The sequence below is a fragment of the Lacicoccus qingdaonensis genome (assembly GCF_900101075.1).
Taxonomy (GTDB): domain Bacteria; phylum Bacillota; class Bacilli; order Staphylococcales; family Salinicoccaceae; genus Lacicoccus; species Lacicoccus qingdaonensis.
Map to the genome: position 1 here is coordinate 1 of NZ_FNFY01000016.1, position 14,538 is coordinate 14,538.

The following is a 14,538-nucleotide window of genomic DNA, read 5'->3' on the forward strand; positions in this document are numbered from 1 at the left end:
CTTCATCATCATTCTCGGGTGGTAGGATGACGTCCCGAAGGTATGTTCAAATGGCGCAAACTCAGTATCGGGAATACTTTCCACCAGGGCATTCACAGCCAGAGCGATATCATCTTCCGGAATGACGACTGCCAGATCGATTGGCAGTGTGATTTGGTTCATGTTATAATCTTTATACATAAGGTCCCTTCTTTCTTTGTTGGTGTCGTTACTTACATTGTATAAGAAGACCTTATTTTTGTCTTATATTTATATCATAAAAATTCCCCGGGGTAGAATTGTATTCTACCCCGGGGAATTCGACTTTAGGTGGGACTTTTGTCCCAACCCCCCACTTAAAAAATCTATTCTATTGTGCAGTTACATTCAATTCAACATCAATGTTGCCGCGTGTCGCTTTGGAATATGGGCAGAACTGGTGTGCCTGCTCCAAGTATTTCTCCGCGTCTGCCTGAGACATGTTTTTAACTTTCGCATTGATTTTGACCCCGAGCTTCGGACCTTCATTTTCATCATCATCGAGTAACTGGACTGTCAGGTCCACTTCCGGCTCAGCATCTTTGACACCGCCCTGTTTCAGCATCAAGTCGAATGCACCGTTGAAGCATGACGCATAGCCTGCTGCGAAAAGCTGTTCCGGATTGACGCCGTCGCCGTCCTGATCCGGTGGTAGTACCGCTGAGTCGATCGCTTTATCATCCGTCTGAACATGACCTTTACGTCCGCCTGTGTTGGTTGCTGTTACTTCATATTTAAGTGCCATTATCTTACTACCTCCTAATATATTGCTTACAGTCATCTCTACCCTAAAAAGATTTTATTAATCCTTTATTTCTAATAAAAAAACACCGTCCGGCAGGACGATGTCTTCTATAGTATGACTGCCGCGATCGTACCGAATATGATCAGCGGTATGTTGTAGTGCAGAAATGTCGGCACTACTGTATCCCAGATATGATCGTGCTGGCCGTCGGCCGCAAGTCCCGATGTCGGGCCGAGTGTGCTGTCTGAAGCGGGTGACCCGGCGTCACCGAGTGCCGCAGCGGTGCCGATCAGTGATGCGGTCGCAAGCGGACTGAATCCGAGTGACATACAGAGCGGTACGAAAACCGCCGCAATGATGGGTATCGTGCCGAATGAAGTACCGATGCCCATGGTGATCACCAATCCGACCAGAAGCAGTATGACTGCCGCCACCGCATGCGGTGTGCCTTCGAACCAGCCGGACACCGTACCGACCAGATCATCCACTGCAGCTGTTTCAGTCAGAACGGATGCGTAGCCGGATGCGATCAGCATGATGAAGGCGATCGCCCCCATCATCAGGACGCCCTCTTTGACTGCAGCGTCGCTTCTGCTCACTTTGATGACCTGGCTGAGTAGCATGATTGTAATACCCCCGAGCGCACCGATGATCATCGAATCGAAGAACAGCTGCAGAGCAAACGCAGCAACAATCGCAAACAATGTAATGATATGATTCACTTTCTGACGTGTGGCTGTCAGATCTTCAGAGACCATGCTGTCGGAATCGACGGTTTCAATATCCTGATACTCCCTCGGTTTTCTGTATGTGATGAACACCGCAGTCAGAAGACCGACCGTCATTCCGATAACCGGAATCAGCATTGCAGCAGGAATATCCGATAAAGCGATATCCAGGCCATTATTCTGCATTTCCGATACAAGAATGCCATGGAAAATCAGGCCGAAGCCGACCGGGATGATCATATAAGGTGCTTTCAGACCGTAGGTCAGCGCACTCGCCACCGCTCTTCTGTCAATTTTCAATTTGTTGAACAGCATCAGAAGCGGCGGTATGAGAATAGGAATGAACGCAATATGTACAGGTACAACCGTTTCTGCAAGCACCCCGATACCTACAAATATGAATATAAGAAGATATTTCTTTTTGCCTATTACTCTCAGCAAATAATTGAGCAGTACTTTAACGATGCCGGACATCGCAATCATTGAAGCAAAAATTCCGAGCAGTAAATAGCTCAGCGCCGTTTCGGACTGACCTCCCATGCCCTCAACAAGAACAGTCACAGTCTCGCCGAGCGGCAGCCCTGCAAGAAGTCCCGCTGAAATTGCCGCCAGGATCAGTGCGAAAATGACATGGATCTTTAAAAGACTTAATACTACTAATACAAGAACCGAAATAATGACCGGGTTAAACAAAACATCCATTTCCATGCCTCCTCTTCCATTAATGTAAAAACAGATGAAACAATATCACTATTCTATCAGACAAACATAAATGTGAGTATAAAATTAACGACATCAGCCCACATCCCTTTACATATTTATACAGTAAATCAAATATTATGTTTAATATTTACTAATTTTTTACACATTATTAATATTTTCAGCCTTTTTTAATGCGTTTTTAATATTCTGATAAGTGGTTTTTAATTTTTACATGGAATGATGACAATAACACAACGAAGGGAGGGAAAATTCATGAGTTATTTCGAGGACATCCAACCAGCAGCATCAAATGATTTTTCCAGCGATTCATTTTCAAGTGCTTCAAGTGCATCGAGCGCTTCAAGTGCAAGCAGTGTTTCATCTGACTGATGGTCAGTAAAAGGGAATTAACAGAAAGGAGAGATTATCCATGACTTATTTCGAAGATATCCAACCGGCTTCATCGAATGATTTTTCTTCAGATTCATATTCGAGTGCATCTAGTGCGTCTAGTGCATCGAGTGCTTCAAGCGCATCTAGCGTTTCCTCTGACTGATGGTCATAGGAATACAGGGTGTAATTTTATTATCAATTTTGAACAGGCGGCCCATTCTGTTGCGGCCGCCTGCTTTACATATGAAAGGAGTGAAAGTCATGAAGGGATTAAACAGAGCCAGAAAAAATCAGACCTTGAAATCGAAAATCGATCAGTTTTTCGCACTTAAGAATACCGGCGGTAATATTATTCGTGAAGCCCCGCCGATACCACTGAAGGAAATATTCAGATGGTTTTGGCCATATACACAAAATTACCGCAAATGGATAGTCGTCGGTCTGATCTTCATCGCATTGAAACCGCTCACATTGTCAGGCACAGTGTGGCTGCTTCAGATTTTTATAGATAATGTCCTTGATGCACGTAATCTCGGTCCGCTGTTATGGATCGTACTCCTTTACTTCGGCCTCAGCCTGGCAGGCGGCATATTTTCATTCGCAGGGACTTACGTGTCCAACTGGGTCGGCCAGAAATTCGTACTGTCACTGAGAAAGACTTTGTTCGAACATCTGCAGAGTCTGTCACTGCACTTCTTTGAAGGACGCAAACTCGGAGATATCATTGCCAGGCTGACCGGTGATATCGCATCCATTGAACGCTTGATCGTCAGCGGTGCAACATCAGCACTATCATACTTTTTCCAGCTGATTGTTTTTATCGGCATGCTGTTTTTCATGGAGTGGAGACTGGCACTCATTTCACTGATTGTCGTCCCGTTGTTCTATATGGTCACAAGGTATTTTTCAGTCAGGATGAAACTTGCATCACGCGAACGTTCGAGGCGTATGGGTGCGATAAACTCCCTGGCCGAAGAAGGATTTTCTAATATTTCACTGATGCAGGCCTTCAACCAGGAAGATCATGAAGCTTCAAAATTTCAAAATCAGAACGTCGCAGCATATGATGCGAAAATGACCAAAGTCCGTCTGAAAGCAACATTCTCACCGACGGTTTCAATGATAGAAACAGGCGGTACGCTCATTGTCATGGTCTTCGGTGCAATCCTGCTGATGCAAAATGAAGTGACCATCGGTATACTTGTCGCCTTTCTCACTCTGCTGAGACGCCTGTACAGTCCTGTAAGGGGACTCAGCCGGCTGTTGAACACGATTTTCTCCGCCTCGGCAAGTGCCGAGCGTGTGATCGAGTTCATGGAACAAAAACCCCAGGTCGCAGAGCGAGATGGGGAATCACTTGACAACGATGAGGGCAGCATCGAATTCCGGGATGTATCATTCTCCTACCCCGGTAAAAAAAGGCATGTACTTTCCGATCTGTCATTCAAAGTAAATCCCGGGGAAACCGTTGCCCTCGTCGGTGCCAGCGGTGTTGGAAAATCGACGGTAGTAAAAATGCTGATGCGATTTTATGAACCATCACATGGAGAAGTCCATGTCAACGGACACCCTCTGAAAAATGTCGATCTCCAGTCACTACGCAACCAGATTGCAGTCGTCTTCCAGGAGTCGTTGATATTTGACGGTACTGTAAGGGAAAACATCGCTTACGGTAAACCCGATGCGACAGACGAAGAAATCATGGAAGCAGCTAAAAAGGCGGATGCGCACGACTTTATCAGTGAACTTTCCGAAGGTTATGACACAAACGTCGGCCAGAAAGGCAGAAACCTGTCCGGCGGTCAGCAGCAGCGTGTCGCCATTGCCCGTGCGATGATCAGAAAAGCTTCTGTCGTCATACTCGACGAGCCTGCAGAAGGACTGGACGGTGCAACCGAACAACGCGTTATGAAACCGATGCAGAGACTGATGGAAAATACAGCCACATTGATGATTACACATAACTTGAGAAGTGCCAGCAATGCAGACAAGATCGTTTATCTGAAAAAAGAGGGAATTACAGAAATAGGCACACACGATGAACTGATGAGCCAAAATGGAAATTATAAAAAGCTTTATACAGCACAACAGGGGAAAATGGATAAGGATAAAACAGTCCTAGAACCTGTGGCTGTAAGATGACAAAGGAGGCGGAAAAATTGAAAACTGAAGAAGTGATCAGAGAAGCACCGCTTGAACGCGGAGAAACATTAATCATGGACTATACGGTTGTCGAACATTTGCGAAGGGGAAAAGACTGCGACCTCTACCACCTGTGGAGCGAGGAGCGGATGACCAGCTGCATCGGAAAAACCATCCAGCCGCTTGCCATGGAAAAACAAGCTGCAAAAGATCGTCTGATCCAGGAAGGCGAAGCCATCACAACGCTTTCCCACCCGAATCTCATCAGAGGATACGCACTTTATACGGAACCCCGCCCCATCGTAATCCAGGAAACACTGACGGGAGAAACAATTTCACATCTTATCAGAAATACGTATAAAAGAAATGAAGAACTGCCGCTGATTCAGCTCGCGCAGTTCGGCAAACAGATTGCATCCGTCGTTAATTATCTGCATCAGAATAATATTATACATTTGGACATCAAGCCGTCCAATATCATATCCCAGCCGCCGCTCGCCAAATTGTTCGATCTCAACCTGGCCACGATACCAGGGACCATCAGAAAAGGCACCGGTACAAAAAATTATTTGTCCCCCGAGCAGGCAACGGGAGAACCGTTGACGACAGCTGCAGATATTTGGGGCATCGGAGTGGTCCTGTTCTTCATGGCTACAGGAAAGAGACCTTTCAAAACATATGAAGATAAACGCTACGAACAGCTTGAACGTGATGCTGAACCGGTTGAAACCCTGCGTGAAATGGACCCGCTCCTGAGTGATATGATCAACCGGTGCCTTGATAAAAATCCGGACAACAGACCCGAAGCTCCAGAAATATTTAATATGTGCGAAACATATATTCAGAAATACAAAGATTAAATTAAAACTCTCATCATTTGATGGGAGTTTATTTTTTTGAATAATTTTTGAACATTTTGTGAATTTTTGTGGAAATATTATAAAATGTTAATTATACTGTATTTATAACTTCTTTGAACATGACAAAACTAACAGATAAGACAGACATAATGATGACTGGGATTGAAAAACATAAATAGTCAGAGCAAAAAATTTCATATCCCTGATTATTTATGGAAGAACATGTACAAACAATAAAGTTCGGGAGGAAAAATTATATGTCTTTAAAAAAATATTTATTGGCAGGCGGCCTTTCAACAATGTTGATACTCGGGGCATGCGGAAACGGAGAAGAAGATGAAGGATCGGATGAAGAAACATCCGAAGAGACGGAAAACACTGAATCAGAAGATGATGGGGAAGCAGAAGCAGATGACACTGAAGATGACACTTCAGGCACCGAAGACGATGCCGACTCAGGGGAAGACACAGATTCCGAAGATGACACAGAATCTGAAGATGACTCAAATGACTCCGGAGATGACGCAGATTCTGAAGAGGATTCGAATGACTCCGAAGATGATGCTGATTCCGAAGATGACTCTGCAGATGCCGGGGATGACAGTGACGAGGAAAGTTCTTTAGACCTGGACAGTGATGATGAAGATTCTTCAATAGGTATCGGTGGAACAGAGGACCTTGATGAAGACGAAGAAGTCACCGATGAAGAGGATTCTGATGAAGAAACCGACGAAGAAGCGACTGAAGGAGAAGAACAATCGAACACTTACGTCCTGGAAGAGGAAGGGACATATAACGAACTTGTCTATTATTACGTCGGTGATGAAGTCACAAGGCAGACTTCCGTCACTGAAATGGACTATGCAGCAATCGGAGTGACGAACGAAGAAGAAGCACGGGAATTGCTGGATGAATTCGCGCAGGAATATACTGACACAGAGGGTGTAGAACATAATATCGAATATGGGGAAGACGGTTATGTTGAAACGATCGAAGTCAACTACGATGAAGCTGATCTTTCTGAAGTATCAAACCTTGAAGGTGCTGAATTCGAAGGTGAAGAAACGGCCAATTTCGTCAGCATGGAACGTTCCGAACAACAGTTGTTAAATTCAGGCTATGAACTCGTTGAAGGCGAAGCTGTTTCTGATTCGGACAGTGGAACAGGCTCCGATTCAGGCAGTGACAGCGCCTCTGAAGGTGAAGGTTCAGCAGTCGATGTTGATTTCTCCAATATAACTGGTGAAACATTGTCAGGCGATGAAACAGAAATCATTTCGATGTTTGAAATGAATTCCGGACTCGCGGAACTTTTGGATAATGCCGAAGAATCTGATGCAGACATCGAAGAAGTGTTAAAACCTGCAGATGAAGTCACTTCATACTTCTCTCAGACTTTCATGGTCATTCATGCGTTCGCAGCCGGTTCCGACACACCTGCTGAATCCGATGTTGCAGGTCTGAATGCAGAAATTGATGAAAGTGACGGTGTTGAAGTATATTCCGAAGTGTATGATATGAATAGCGGGACATTCATCCCAAACATTTATGCCAATCCGGATCAGTTAGCTGCCTATGATGGCGCAGGCTGGGCCGACCAGACCGGAACTGCTGAAAGTGAAGAAGTCTACTATGGCACTTATTCCAACTTACATGAAGCATTCATGGAGACAAGCGATGTCATCGAGATCTCTGAAGATGATGACTATTATTTCCTTCATAATATCGGGGAGGAAGAATCCTTGCATGAGCAGTTCGGAAACATATTCAATGTCGAATATACAGGTGCAAATATGGACGAAATGGAAAATGCAGTCATCGGTGTCGTTGATAAATCAAGCGGTGACCTGATACATGTCGCCTACATCTCCACCGCTCCCGGACAGGAAAACCCTGACGAACAGCTGCATATAGAGATTGCGGAAGAAATCGATCAATACGGGGAATATGATGACAGTGTGACTGTTCCTGATGTTGAGGAAAGTTCAGCCTCCGAAGAAGGGACAGAAGAATCCGGCAGCACATCTGAGGAATCCTCAGGTTCTGTAGAAGACGGACTGAGTGTCGGTGATTCGGCTGATCTGAACGATATGACGCTGACTGTTGAAGATGTGGGTTATACCGATGAAAGAAATGAGTTTGCAGAAGTCGATGCAGATGAAGTCATCATGATCGACCTGTCATTTGAAAACAACTCCGGCGACGCCTACTTGATGGGCAGCCGTGATATAGAAGTGATGGTGGACGGTGAAACAGCTGAAACTTATCCGGTGGGAGATATCATACTGGATGAGACAGAGGATGGAGAAAGCACATCCGGTTCACTCGCTTACGCCGTTACCGGAGATCCTTCTGAAATCGAGCTGGTATTTTCACCACTCGACACGGAAGATTCAGCTGTATTCGACATTAATCCGGAATAAAGTTCATATTAATTAAAACTTCCCTCACAGAAAAGTGTCTGTGAGGGAGTTTTTATGCACAAAAAAAGACGGCCGCAGCCGTCCCTTCAAGCTCTATATTTTCCGTAGATTAAACTGGTGTAACGTTAGTCGCCTGTGGACCACGCTGACCTTCTTCTACGTCAAAGTTTACTTTTTGACCTTCTTCCAAAGTCTTGTAACCATCAACCTGGATAGCTGAGAAGTGTACGAATACATCGTCACCCTGCTCTTGTGTAATAAAGCCAAAGCCTTTTTCGCCGTTAAACCATTTTACTGTTCCTTCATTCATAGAAAAAACCTCCTAGTGCTTTTGCACTTAAATATTTGTTCGTTGTAAATTAATTTGTTTTAAGGGTTTTTCAGATGAATGAAAAAATTAAAATGTGTTAATTTAAACTACTCTTAGTATGATACACTGCTCCGCTCAAACTGTCAAGCTGAATATTATATATGCCTTATTTCCGAACAGTGTATCCTCCATGTAATCATCATGGTTGAATATTATTGTGTCAGCCCTTCCTCATATATCTCCAATAGATATTCCAGTGTAATGGGGTCACTGTATGTCGATGCTTCAAGATCGATTTCTATGACCCGATCATCCTGGACTGCCGGAATCGTCTGCCATACATCTGTTTCCTTGAAGTTCATCTCGTCGGTTGAATAGCGGCTGAGAACTATGAAATCTCCTGCATATTCTCCCAGGGTCTCCTGTGATATCGCATGGTAGCCTTCATCAGAAACCGATTCTTCCACATTTTCAGGCATATTCAGGTCCATCGCCTGATACAGTATCTCTGTACCGCGTGCCCAGTCATCACCGTATATATAAAATGTATCATCAGCAGTTTCATAAGTGGTGACCGATACATTTTCACCATGAATTTCTTTGACCTCTTCGCCTATTGCACCGGCTCTCTCGTCAAAATCTTCTGCCCATTCCTCCGCTTCATCTTCTTTGCCGACCAGTTTTCCTATTTCAATATGCTGCTCCAGGTAATCCATCTCTCCCCATGTAAATACGACAGTCGGTGCTATTTTTTCAAGATCTTCAATATTTTCCATGTGGGACCCTGCAATGATCAGGTCAGGATTCTGGGCCATGACACTTTCTGCATCCGTTTCAGATACAGTCGCCACATCTTCCAATTCATCCGAGAACAGCGGGTTATCTTTCGTATATTGATCCACACCGACCATATCGACATCGAGTGCATGGATATTCGGACCGTTGGTCAACGCAACGATACGCTCGGGATCCTCAGGAACTTCCACAGGCCCCAGTTCCGATTCATATGTAAACGTGTCTTCCTGTGAACCACTGTCAGTTTCAGTACTGCTGCATGATGCAGTGAAAATTGCCATTATAGATACCAATACAAATGCTGATATTTTATTCATGATTACATCTTCCCGTCTTTTATTTGATAATCATTCTCAATTGGTTTTCTTTATTCAAGCCCGGTACTTCAGTACCGGACTTATCCTACTCTGAAAATTCTTCCTCTACGTCTTCGATAATCTGTGTATTTGCTATATATCCACTGTAAAGCCAGCTGTCAGCGCCGGTATATTCATATACATTGCCGTTTTCAACAGCAGGTATGTTCTGGAATACATCTTCACTGAATGCTTCTTCAGCATCTCCCGCTTCGTCTCCAGTAAAAAATATATGATCGACTTCACTCTCCGCCAGACTTTCAAGTGATATTTCGATCCACGGTGTTTCATTGCCTTCGGATACTTCTTCTACGACAGGCGGCACACCGAGGCCGAGATCATTATACAATACTTCTCCGCTTGATTTATCAGCATTGGATATGAAATATGATTCTCCGGATTTCCATACAGACATTGCCGTCTCATCGGGAAGGCCGGTGCGCACTTCTTCAGCGAGAGATTCATATTCATCGATTTTCTCTTCGGCCATATCTTCTTTGCCGAAGATTTCAGACACTCTTCCTAGACGCTCCCGCCAATCGTCGTAACTTCCGGATTCAACGACGAATGTCGGTGCAATGGATGAATAATTGCTGTAGGATTCATCGTCGGCAAAATCTGACGAACTCAATAAGATCAGATCCGGTTCATGCGATGCAACCACTTCAAAAGGCAGATCATGAGGAATCAGCTCGAGTCCTTCCAGTCCTTCTTCCTGAAGATAATCCTGAATGCTCCCGCCGTCATTGACAGACCACTGGACCACCGGTTTCTCTTCCAAAGTCAGAATGTCGTCCTCAAGATACGGTGCAACGATGCGCTCGGGATTTTCCGGTACATCCACTTCATTCCCTGCATCATCTTCGAGTGCTTCCACATTGCCTGTTTCATCTGATGCACCACTGTTTTGTTCTTCATTATCATTCTGGCAGCCGTATACTGCAATCATCATGACTGCCAGAACCATTATCAACCTTTTTTTCATGTTTGTTTCTCCTCTTCAATCATTTAATTTTGCAAGCAGATATAAGAAATATGGCGCACCGATGACTGCAACGACGACACCTGCCGGGATTTCCGATGGCTGCAGCAGAATGCGCCCGATTGTATCTGCACCGAGCACCAGCAGCGCACCGATCAGTGCACTGATCGGGATGACATATTTATGGGCACTGCCGATAAGCTGTCTTGTAATATGTGGGGCAATCAGACCTACAAACCCTATGCCTCCACTTACGCAAACACTCGAGGCAGCCAGTCCGACTGCGACAGCAAGCAGGATTCTCCGCTCTTTTTCCAAATCCGTCCCCAGGCTGACGGCTGTATGATCACCAAGGTTCAACACATCCAGCACAGAAGATTTCATAAGTGCGAACGGTATTAAAATAATGAGCCATGGCAGGAGTGCCTGGACGAAACTCCAGTTGGACCCCCATATGCTGCCGGCCTGCCATGTCGCGAGAAATTCATATGACTCAGGGTCCAATCTCAGTGTCAGTACAATCATCAATGCATTGATGCCTGCCGCGACAGCCACTCCGACCAGAATCAGCCTTATCGGAGAGACTCCTTCATCCTTTTTATACGAAAAAAGATATATGACAACCGCTGCCGTTCCGCCGCCGAGCAATGCGAAGAACGGCAATGCGAATACCGAACTGCCGAGGTCAGATGAAAAGAACGAGATGAACAACATGACGGCAAGCCCTGCACCCGCATTGATACCGATGATGCCGGGATCCGCAAGCGGGTTCCGGACGATGCCCTGAAGGATGGCGCCCGAAACCGCAAGCCCCATACCGGCAAGTATCGCAATGACGATTCTCGGAAGTCTGAATTGGAAAAGTATCAGCTCCTGCTGATCAGTTCCAAACCCTGTCACCGTACTGATGACTTCAAACGGTGATAATCTGATGTAACCGGTGTTCAGACTGATGATAAAACTGATAACAATCAATATGAACAGTACAGCAATGATCCAGGCAGCACGTTTTCTTTTTTTGATGACACTGTCCGGTTGTAAATGATCCAACTTCATATTTCCTTCCCTCCCTTACGTGCCAGGTACAGGAAGAAAGGCACACCGACCAATGATATCAACGCACCTATAGGGATTTCATACGGTGCATTGAGTGTTCTCGCAAGCAGATCCGCCACTACAACAAGCATTGCACCGACTATGGCGCTGACAGGAATGATCCAGCGGTAGTCATAGCCTACAAGTTTTCGTGTCAAGTGCGGCACTATGAGTCCCACAAAGCTCACCGCACCGACCACAGATACGGCAAGTCCGGCAAGAACTACGATAATGACCCCGCTTATGAGTTTAGTCCGCATCGTGCGTTCTCCAAGACCGACTGCTACTTCCTCACCGAGACTCAGGATGGTGATCGACCGTGATATGGCCAGTGAAGCAATCACCATCAGCAGAAGTACCGGCGTGATGACAGCGAGGTGCGACCAGCGTGTACTCGAAACACCGCCTGCATACCAGAATGCGATATCCTGTCCGACATTGAAATAAAGTGCAATGCCCTGGCTGAGTGCAGTAAGGAGTGCTGTAACAGCTGCACCGGCAAGCACCAGTCTGATCGGAGTAAGACCATTCCTGCTGAGTGACCCGATGCCATATACGATTACAGCACCAAGTGCCGCACCGGCAAAAGACATCAGCACGACATAGACATAAGGCAGCCCCGGAAAGAAAGCGAAACTGATGGCAAGCATGAATATCGCACCGGCATTCAGCCCGAGAAGTCCGGAATCAGCAAGAGGATTTCGCGTCATCCCCTGCATGAGTGCACCGGCGATACTGAAAGCGGCACCGACGAGCGCAGCACCGATAATTCTTGGAAACCGCAGTTCCCATATAATCTGATGCTGGCTGACTGCAGGGTCGAAGCCGGTCAGCGCAGTCCAAACCGTCTGCAGGTCAATATCTGCTGCACCGAGTGAAATGGAAACCATGAAAGCAATGCCGAGAAAGACGAGTCCACCGATGATGATGAATATTCCACGGACGGGTCTCGCTGTCTTACTGACTGCTTTTACAGCTTCTTTATCTCTTTTGTTATCTTTACCTGATGTTGTCATATCTTTGTTCATCTCCAGAAATCATCTGCATATCACATGACCTCCCGGTCATCATTCCGGGATGGCAGATGATCGTCCGAACCGCTCAGGTGATAGGAAAGGTAGACAGGGTTGCCGCTGTACGGACAGTCGGTCAAGTCTGCTTCGATATTGAAAATATCGCGAAGATTATCCTTCGTCATCACTTCTTCCGGCGGACCGTCCGTGATGATTTCACCTTCGCGCATCGCAATCATGTAGTCGGAAAACCTTGAAGCATGGTTCAGGTCGTGAAGTACCATGACGATGGTCCTTTTTTCCAATTTGTTCAGTTTATCAAGGAGCATGAGTACATCCAGCTGATGTGCAAGATCGAGGTAAGTCGTCGGTTCGTCCAAAACAAGTATTTCAGTGCCCTGTGCCAGTGACATGGCAATCCAGACACGCTGCCTCTGGCCGCCGGACATTTCACTGATCGGCCGATCTCTGAAACTCTGAAGTCCCGTAACTTCAATCGCCCAGTTGATATATTCATAATCCTCGGCGGTCATCGAGCCCATCCTGCGCCGGTATGGAAAACGTCCATATGAAACAAGTTCAAAAACAGAAAGACCGGCAGGAGAATCTGCAGACTGCGGAAGAATCGCCATCTGCTTTGCAATTTCCCGCGTATCCATTTTCTGAATGGAAGTGCCGTCAAGATAGATTGCACCTTCCTCGGCTTTCAGAATTCTTGCGATCGTCTTGATCAAGGTTGATTTACCACAGCCATTCGGACCGATGATCGTCGTAATTTTATTTTCAGGGATGGTCACACTCAGTTCGTCGATGACAGTCCGCTTCGTATATCCCACTTTCACATCTTTAATGTCTATCGCATTCATAATGTTCTGCTCCTTCCGATGCAGGATTCCCATCACAGATAATGAGAATCATTATCAATTAAAATAATATTTCATAATTCCTGTCATGTCAATCAAACTTGATAAAAAACCGGTTGAAAATAAAGTCAAATTGAAAATAAAAAAGCTGTAAACATTGCAACCGCAACATTTACAGCTTTATAAATGGAGACGGCGGGAGTTGAACCCGCGTCCAGAGACCTTGATACATTTCTTTCTACGTGTGTAGTTCATTTCTCAGTTTCGCATGGATGATGGTAATGAACGAACCCTCAAGTCCATGCTAGTCTTATTGGTTTCTCCACAGAGTCTTAAGACGGCAGACTCTCTGGATATCCTGTTAAAGTTGAATCATCGTCATGGGCCACAGGAAAGCTCATGGGATGATGCAGAGTGCTCTTAGGCAGCTACTGCGAAATTGTTTTGTTTGCCAGTTATTATAAACTGTGTAGCGTTGTTTACGGAGCCGCAGCCTCCGACACGCTTAAAATGCCCAAACAGCCCCTGTCGAATCCGGAACGTCCCCGGATTTAAAAGGTCTCGATATTTTCGAGTGAAGTATATTATAGCAAAAAATGAGGTCTGATGCAAGTGCGCTGACGGGTTCAACTCCCGCCGTCACCGCATCTATCTCATACGGTCTTTCATCGCACGGTCGGCTTCGAGCTTCATCTGTTTGCGTTTCATATCTTCACGCTTGTCATATTTCTTCTTACCTTTGGCCATGCCGAGGAGCACTTTGCAAACCCCGTTTTTAATATACAGTTTAAGGGGAATCAATGCATTGCCGGTCTCCTGGATGTGTCCCATCAGCTTGTTGATCTCTTTTCTGTGAAGCAGCAGTTTTCTCGTACGGAGGGGATCATGGTTATAACGGTTCCCCTCTTCGTAAGGTGCGATGTGCATATTGTAAACATACATCTCACCTCTGTACGTCTTTGCATAGGCATCCACCAGGTTCGCAGATCCTCTTCTGATGGATTTGATTTCAGTGCCTTTCAGCGCAATGCCCGCTTCAATGGTGTCTTCGATTGTATAGTCGTGCCTTGCCTTTCTGTTCTGGGCAAGTGGTTTAGTATGATTCTTTTTCAT

The 14,538-nt window shown here is 45.6% G+C and carries 12 protein-coding genes and 1 other RNA gene; 3 read left to right on the forward strand and 10 right to left on the reverse strand.

Annotation, left to right across the window (positions count from 1 at the left end):
* Nucleotides 1-349: 349 nt before the first annotated feature.
* Together BLR15_RS09060 and BLR15_RS09065 are read right to left on the reverse strand one after the other, a co-directional pair.
* The gene (locus tag BLR15_RS09060) at nucleotides 350-763 is read right to left on the reverse strand and encodes an organic hydroperoxide resistance protein (RefSeq protein WP_052255723.1); all 414 of its coding nucleotides are present in this window, start codon (nucleotides 761-763) and stop codon (nucleotides 350-352) included.
* 107 nt (nucleotides 764-870) lie between these two features.
* Nucleotides 871-2,193: a Na+/H+ antiporter family protein gene (locus BLR15_RS09065; RefSeq protein ID WP_092986774.1), complete on the reverse strand. Its 1,323-nt coding sequence runs from the start codon at nucleotides 2,191-2,193 to the stop codon at nucleotides 871-873.
* Between the two features lie 654 nt (nucleotides 2,194-2,847).
* Between BLR15_RS09065 and BLR15_RS09070 the strand changes: the two genes are divergently transcribed.
* The 3 genes from BLR15_RS09070 (at nucleotide 2,848) to BLR15_RS09080 (ending at nucleotide 8,011) form a co-directional block, all read left to right on the forward strand.
* A complete protein-coding gene (locus BLR15_RS09070) occupies nucleotides 2,848-4,728 on the forward strand; it encodes an ABC transporter ATP-binding protein (RefSeq protein WP_092986776.1) in 1,881 nt (626 codons plus the stop codon).
* A 17-nt stretch (nucleotides 4,729-4,745) separates the two neighbouring features.
* A complete protein-coding gene (locus BLR15_RS09075; RefSeq protein ID WP_176754117.1) occupies nucleotides 4,746-5,588 on the forward strand; it encodes a serine/threonine-protein kinase in 843 nt (280 codons plus the stop codon).
* Nucleotides 5,589-5,845: 257 nt separating this feature from the next.
* Nucleotides 5,846-8,011: a DUF1307 domain-containing protein gene (locus BLR15_RS09080; protein ID WP_176754118.1), complete on the forward strand. Its 2,166-nt coding sequence runs from the start codon at nucleotides 5,846-5,848 to the stop codon at nucleotides 8,009-8,011.
* A gap of 109 nt (nucleotides 8,012-8,120) precedes the next feature.
* Here the strand turns inward: BLR15_RS09080 and BLR15_RS09085 are convergent, their stop codons facing one another.
* The 8 genes from BLR15_RS09085 to smpB form a co-directional block, all read right to left on the reverse strand.
* Nucleotides 8,121-8,321 carry a cold-shock protein gene (locus BLR15_RS09085; RefSeq protein ID WP_052255719.1) on the reverse strand — a complete coding sequence of 67 codons (201 nt, stop codon included), beginning with the start codon at nucleotides 8,319-8,321 and terminating at the stop codon, nucleotides 8,121-8,123.
* A gap of 212 nt (nucleotides 8,322-8,533) precedes the next feature.
* The gene (locus BLR15_RS09090; protein WP_092986782.1) at nucleotides 8,534-9,433 is read right to left on the reverse strand and encodes an ABC transporter substrate-binding protein; all 900 of its coding nucleotides are present in this window, start codon (nucleotides 9,431-9,433) and stop codon (nucleotides 8,534-8,536) included.
* An 85-nt stretch (nucleotides 9,434-9,518) separates the two neighbouring features.
* Nucleotides 9,519-10,457 (reverse strand): ABC transporter substrate-binding protein, encoded by a 939-nt coding sequence (locus tag BLR15_RS09095; RefSeq protein ID WP_092986784.1) that lies wholly within the window; start codon nucleotides 10,455-10,457, stop codon nucleotides 9,519-9,521.
* A gap of 15 nt (nucleotides 10,458-10,472) precedes the next feature.
* Nucleotides 10,473-11,510: a FecCD family ABC transporter permease gene (locus BLR15_RS09100; protein ID WP_092986786.1), complete on the reverse strand. Its 1,038-nt coding sequence runs from the start codon at nucleotides 11,508-11,510 to the stop codon at nucleotides 10,473-10,475.
* Nucleotides 11,507-12,565: a FecCD family ABC transporter permease gene (locus BLR15_RS09105; protein ID WP_092986872.1), complete on the reverse strand. Its 1,059-nt coding sequence runs from the start codon at nucleotides 12,563-12,565 to the stop codon at nucleotides 11,507-11,509. Before BLR15_RS09105 ends, BLR15_RS09100 begins: the two co-directional genes overlap by 4 nt.
* A gap of 32 nt (nucleotides 12,566-12,597) precedes the next feature.
* Nucleotides 12,598-13,428: an ABC transporter ATP-binding protein gene (locus tag BLR15_RS09110; RefSeq protein WP_092986788.1), complete on the reverse strand. Its 831-nt coding sequence runs from the start codon at nucleotides 13,426-13,428 to the stop codon at nucleotides 12,598-12,600.
* A gap of 181 nt (nucleotides 13,429-13,609) precedes the next feature.
* Nucleotides 13,610-13,972, reverse strand: a transfer-messenger RNA (tmRNA) gene (gene ssrA, locus BLR15_RS09115).
* A gap of 101 nt (nucleotides 13,973-14,073) precedes the next feature.
* The gene (gene smpB / locus BLR15_RS09120; RefSeq protein ID WP_092986790.1) at nucleotides 14,074-14,538 is read right to left on the reverse strand and encodes an SsrA-binding protein SmpB; all 465 of its coding nucleotides are present in this window, start codon (nucleotides 14,536-14,538) and stop codon (nucleotides 14,074-14,076) included.